This is a genomic window from Spirillospora sp. NPDC049652, assembly GCF_040675125.1.
GTDB lineage: Bacteria > Actinomycetota > Actinomycetes > Streptosporangiales > Streptosporangiaceae > Spirillospora.
Genome location: NZ_JBFAOF010000495.1, coordinates 1 through 5,320 on the forward strand (window position 1 = coordinate 1; position 5,320 = coordinate 5,320).

A 5,320-nucleotide genomic window follows, 5' to 3' on the forward strand; every position below is an offset into this window, starting at 1 on the left:
CGAGCGCGCGCACGCGCTCGACCATGAGCGCCAGCATCAGCCCGGCGCGGTTGCCGAACCGGTGGAACACCGTGCCCTTCGCGACGCCGGCCTCGGTGGCGACCTGCTCCATCGAGATCTCCTGGGGCGGGCGCGCGGCGAGCAGCCGCTCGGTGGCGGCCAGGATCGCGCGCCGGTTGCGGGCCGCGTCGGCACGTTCTGCAGGCATGCGGCGGACATCCTCCCGTAGACAAGTTGACCGACGGTCAAGTACGGTCATGTTGACCGATGGTCCAGTTTATCGGGCGGCCCGGTAGAGGCGTCCGGAGGAGGCGGCATGCGACACGTGCGTTACCACGCCCACGGCGGTCCGGAAGTGCTGGTGGTGGAGGAGGGCGAGGTCCCGGAGCCCGGCCCGGGGGAGGTGCTCGTCCGTCCCGAGGTGATCGGCACGAACTATGTGGACGTCCAGCTCAGGCGGGAGACCGACCCGGGGTCCCTCTGGTACCGGGAGCTGCCGGGAACGCTGACCGGAGACGTCGTCGGGACGGTCGAACGGACCGGAGCGGATGTCGATCCCGGCCTGACCGGAACCCGCGTCGCCGCCGTCGCGACGGACGCCTGGGCCGACCGGGTGGTCGCGGACGCGGCCTGGCTCGTCCCGGTACCGGACGATCTGGACGCCGCGACCGCCAGCCTGCTCCCGCTCGCCGGCGCGGTCGCCTCGGGCTGCCTGCGCGTCGGGCGGATCGCGGCGGGGGAGACGGTGCTGGTCACGGCGGGCGCGGGCACGATCGGACACCTCGCCGTGCAACTCGCCCGGCTGCGCGGGGCCGGGACGGTGATCGCGACGGCCGGGTCGGACGCGAAGCGGAAGCTGCTGGCCGAGCTCGGCGCGGACATCGTGATCGACCATACCGCGCCGGACTGGGACGAGCAGGTCAAGGCCGCCGCGCCCGAGGGCGTCCACCTGGCCTTGGACGCGATCGGCGGGGACACGCTGCACCGCGCGCTCGGCCTGCTCGCACCGTTCGGACGGCTCGTGGTCTACGGCGCGTCCGCCGGGGATATGACCAGCGTGCCCGTGACCAGCGTCTACGCGCTGCGGAGCGTGATCGGCTTCGCCATCCTGGCGTACCGTCTCGCCGACCCTGAGCAGGCCCGCGCCGACCTGGAGGAGCTCGCCGGGCTGCTGCGGTCCGGCAAGCTGCGCGGCGTGATCGGCGAGCGCGTGCCCCTGGACGAACCGGTCCGCGCGCATCGGCTCCTGGAAGAGCGTGCTGTTCTGGGGCGGCTCGTCCTGGAGCCGTGACCCGGCTCAGTCGGCGAGGAGCACGCCTGCCAGCGGGGCGGCGAGCGGCTCTCCGGCCAGGCCGGCGCAGACGGCGGTGACCTGGCGGGCGAACCGCGCGCGTTCGGTTTCGGCCGCCTCGACCGCCGAACGCAGGGCGGCGCGCGGGACGGTCAGCAGGTGCTCGGCGGGGCCGTGGTTGCGTTCGGTCGGGCCGGAGAGCGCGAGGCGGTCGTCGCCCTCCGCCGCGACGAGCAGCCACGGATGTCCGGTCCAGAGCATCGCCGCAGTGGCGGCGCGGTGCTCGGCCGCCTCCCGCCAATCCCCGAGAACACCCAGGTCAGAGCAGCATCCGGGGGAGGCGATGCGGTGGCCGTCCAGGTCGAGCGCGAAGCCGCCGGACAGCGCGGGGATCTCGTCCAGAACGTCCGGACAGCCTCCCTCGCCGTGCTCTCCGCGAAGCCGGGGGAGGACATCTGCGGCATCGAGGTGACACCGGATGTGCGCGGTGAGGGCCTCGCCGTCGAGATCGTCCACGTCCGTGAACTCGGCGATACCGGTTTCCAGAACCATCCGGAGCACGACCGGACCGCCCGCCCCTCCGGAGCGTCCGCCCGATGCCGTACCGCTCATCGACCCTCCCGACTTCCATTAAAACCGCGGAACGCGCCGCGCGTGCCTCCCACGGCGACATGGCGCGTCCGCAGCCGCCGGGCGACCGCCTACCGCGCCGCCACGCCACGTCCCCGCGGAGGCAGCGGCAGCGGCGACTGCGATCGTCTGGCTGCTGCTGCCGCGGTGGTCGTCGGTGTGGGTCTCCGGTGAGCGGCGTCTTGGGAGGGAAGTGGGGGCTCAGCGGCCGTCGGGGGCGAGGATGAGCCGGGCGGCAAGGCCCGTGAAGACCACGCCGCCGAAGACGTTGAGCGCGCGGGCGGCCCGGCGGCTGCGCCGGAGCGCTGCGGCGAGGCGGCCGGAGAGCACCCCGACCGTGCCGTCCACGGCGAGCCCGATCAGCACGAGCGTCACGCCGAGGATCATGAACTGGAGCATCGGGTGCCCGAGGCCCGGGTTCACGAACTGGGGCAGGAACGCGATGTTGAACAGGATGACCTTCGGGTTGAGCAGGTTCGTCACCATGCCCTGCCAGAAGGCCCGCCGGCGACCGGGACCCGCGACCCGGCCCGCGCCCTCGTCGCCCTCCGCGGCCGGCCCCGCGGCGCGCTCGCGGAATGCCTTGATCGCGAGGAAGACCAGGTAGGCCGCGCCCGCCCAGCGCAGCACGTGGTACAGCGTGGGCAGGGCCGCGAACAGCGCCGACAGGCCGAGCATGGCCGCGATCGCGTGGACCAGCGCGCCGGTGGCCACGCCCGCGGCCGCCAGCGCGCCGGTGGCCGGTCCGCCGCGGCCGCCCATGGCGACGATGAACATCATGTCCGGGCCGGGGATGAGGCACAGCGCGAGCGCCGCACCGAGGAAAGCCGCGTACAGGGAAAAATCGACCATCTAAGCACCCTCGTTGAGATACGGCTCCGGATCAACCCCATTTCGGCCACGGTAGAAGGCCGACGGCCTCAGCTGCGAGTGAGCGCGTCGACCAGCAGGGCGAGGCGGGCGTCCGCGTGGTCGGGACGCAGCCGTCTCCCTTTGGTCAGCGTGGCGAGGCCGTGCAGCCAGCTCCAGCCGAGCTCGGCGAACGTCTCCGGATCGCCCTTCCCGGCGAACGGCCTCAACACGGTCTCGAACTCCTGGAACGCGTCGCGGAGGGCCTGCGGCGACTCGCCCGTCCCGAACGTGACGTCGATCGGCTGGACGAACATCGCGTCGTAGGCGGCCGGATGGGCTGCGGCGAAGTCCAGGTACGCGCGCGCGACGGCGTGCAGCGCGGCGATCTCGTCCGCCGCCTTCTCGCGCGCGGCGCGCAGCTCGGCGGCCAGGTCGGTGATGCCCTCGACCGCCACGGCAGCGACGATCGCGGCCTTCCCCTTGAAGTGGCTGTACAGGACGGGTTGGCTGTACTGGACGAGTTCGGACAGACGGCGGGTGGTGACGGCGTCCCACCCCTCGGCCTCGGCGAGTTCCCGCGCCGTCCGGACGATCAGTCGGCGGCGGTCGGCTCGCTCGCGTTCGCGGCGCTCTTGTACGGACATGACCCGACCCTAGCACTGCTAGACATTGGAGCGCCGCTAGTGCTAGCGTCGCTCTTGTTCCTAGCAACGCTAGATCTCGTCCAGGAGTCGTCATGAACGCCACCGTCGCCGCCGCTTCCTCCGCCAAGTCCCCCGCCAAGCCCTCCGCTCAGGCCGGCGCGCCCGCCTCGGGACGCGTGATCGCCCGCACGGCCACCGCCATCGCGATCATCACCGCCCTGCTGGTCACCTACTTCGGGCTCAACTTCCTGCTCAACCCGCACGCCGCGGACGGGTTCGGCATCAAGCCCTGGCCGACGGGCGAGGCCACCGGCTACTTCGACGTCAAGGGCGTCCGCGACCTCGCCCTCGGAGGCGGGGTCTTCGCCCTCCTAGCTCTCCGCCAGCACCGCGCCCTGGCCTGGATGATGCTGTTCGACCTGCTCGTCCCGCTCGGCGACATGTTCGCCGTCATGACCCACGGCGGCACGGTCGGCTACGCCCTCGCGGTCCACGGCTCCGCCGCCGCCCTCATGGCCGTCGGCGTCGTCTGCCAGTTCATCCGCAGCTCAAGCACCACCACCCCCACCGCCTGACCCTCGAGCCACCACCCGCTCTCCCGGCCCCCGCCCGCACCTCCGCCCCGCCCACCTCATGCGGGGCGCATTGCGTTCCCCCACCGCGCCACCACCCAGACGGTTTCCCGACTCACGCGCATCTGAGCACCACCCACCACGCGTCCTGCCGCATTGCCGGCTTGTGCCGCAGGTAGCGCCCTCTGAGACCAGGGGGTGCGCGTGCGGGACGAAAGGAGGTGGGCTTGGTGGTGGGGGTGACCTGGACGGATGGCACTCTGGTCGGGAGAGGAAGAGGTACGAGTGAGTGATCTTCAGACGCGTCCCGAGGCCGTGGCGTGCGGGGGACGGGACGATGTGGCGGGACGGCCGGTGCGGGAGTTGCTGAAGCCCCGGATCATGTCGCTCGGCGCGGGCACCGAGGTGCGCCGGCTGCTGCCCACGCTCGGACGGCGGATGGTCGGCGCGTGGTGCTTCGTGGACAACTACGGGCCGGACGACATCGCGCGGGAGCCGGGCATGCAGGTGCCGCCCCACCCGCACATGGGGCTGCAGACCGTGAGCTGGCTGCACGCCGGCGAGGTGCTGCACCGCGACAGCCTGGGCAGTCTCCAGACCGTCCGGCCGCGCCAGCTCGGGTTGATGACGTCGGGACGCGCCATCTCCCATTCGGAGGAGTCGCCGCGCGAGCACGGCCGCCTGCTGCACGGCGCGCAGCTGTGGGTGGCGCTGCCGGACGAGGTGCGCCACACGGATCCGAGCTGGGAGTTCCATGCGGACCTTCCGGTGGTGACCGGCCCCGGTTTCCAGGGGACGGTGCTGCTGGGTGAGCTGGACGGCGCCGCCTCGCCCGGTCGCGCGTTCACCCCCATCGTCGGCGCGGACATCGAGGTGGCGGACGGCGCCGACGTGCGCCTCCCGCTGGAGCCCGACTTCGAGTACGCCGTCCTGACCATGCGGGGACGCACGGTCGTGGACGACGTGCCGCTGGACCCGGGCTCGATGCTCTACCTCGGTTGCGGTCGCCGTGAGCTGCCCGTGCGCGCCGACGGCGGCGGCTCGCTGATGCTGCTCGGCGGCGAACCGTTCGAGGAGCGCCTCGTGATGTGGTGGAACTTCGTCGGCCGGACCGGCGAGGAGATCAACCGGGCACGCGCCGACTGGATGGACGGCGACCGCTTCGGCACCATCCACGGTTACGCGGGCGACCGCACTCCCGCGCCGGCGCTGCCCGACCTGCCCCTCAAGCCGCGGGGCCGCGTCCGCTGACCTCCCTGACCGAACCGGCCGTCGCCGCTCGCCCGGAAGCACGTTGGATGGGCCGGCGCGGCGGCCGACCGCGCGCCGCG

Annotated in this window: 7 protein-coding genes; 3 read left to right on the top strand and 4 right to left on the bottom strand. The window is 72.7% G+C overall.

Annotation, left to right across the window (positions count from 1 at the left end):
• Positions 1-208, bottom strand: a 208-nt coding sequence (locus AB0J52_RS26075) for a helix-turn-helix domain-containing protein (protein WP_500184904.1), incomplete at its 3' end; no start/stop codon positions are given.
• Between the two features lie 108 nt (positions 209-316).
• Between AB0J52_RS26075 and AB0J52_RS26080 the strand changes: the two genes are divergently transcribed.
• A complete protein-coding gene (locus AB0J52_RS26080) occupies positions 317-1,291 on the top strand; it encodes a quinone oxidoreductase family protein (protein ID WP_500184905.1) in 975 nt (324 codons plus the stop codon).
• 6 nt (positions 1,292-1,297) lie between these two features.
• Here AB0J52_RS26080 and AB0J52_RS26085 read toward each other — a convergent pair whose 3' ends face one another.
• From AB0J52_RS26085 to AB0J52_RS26095, 3 genes are all read right to left on the bottom strand, one after another.
• Positions 1,298-1,843: a hypothetical protein gene (locus tag AB0J52_RS26085; protein WP_500184907.1), complete on the bottom strand. Its 546-nt coding sequence runs from the start codon at positions 1,841-1,843 to the stop codon at positions 1,298-1,300.
• 279 nt (positions 1,844-2,122) lie between these two features.
• Complete coding sequence (locus AB0J52_RS26090; RefSeq protein WP_500184908.1) at positions 2,123-2,773, bottom strand: LysE family translocator; 651 nt, start codon at positions 2,771-2,773, stop codon at positions 2,123-2,125.
• Between the two features lie 68 nt (positions 2,774-2,841).
• Positions 2,842-3,417, bottom strand: coding sequence for a TetR/AcrR family transcriptional regulator (locus AB0J52_RS26095; protein WP_500184909.1), 576 nt, complete (start codon positions 3,415-3,417; stop codon positions 2,842-2,844).
• Between the two features lie 92 nt (positions 3,418-3,509).
• Here AB0J52_RS26095 and AB0J52_RS26100 point away from each other — a divergent pair, with 92 nt between their 5' ends.
• On the top strand, positions 3,510-3,992 hold the full coding sequence (locus AB0J52_RS26100) for a DUF4267 domain-containing protein (protein ID WP_500184910.1): 483 nt from the start codon (positions 3,510-3,512) through the stop codon (positions 3,990-3,992).
• A 282-nt stretch (positions 3,993-4,274) separates the two neighbouring features.
• Complete coding sequence (locus AB0J52_RS26105; protein ID WP_500184911.1) at positions 4,275-5,240, top strand: pirin family protein; 966 nt, start codon at positions 4,275-4,277, stop codon at positions 5,238-5,240.
• Positions 5,241-5,320 lie beyond the last annotated feature (80 nt).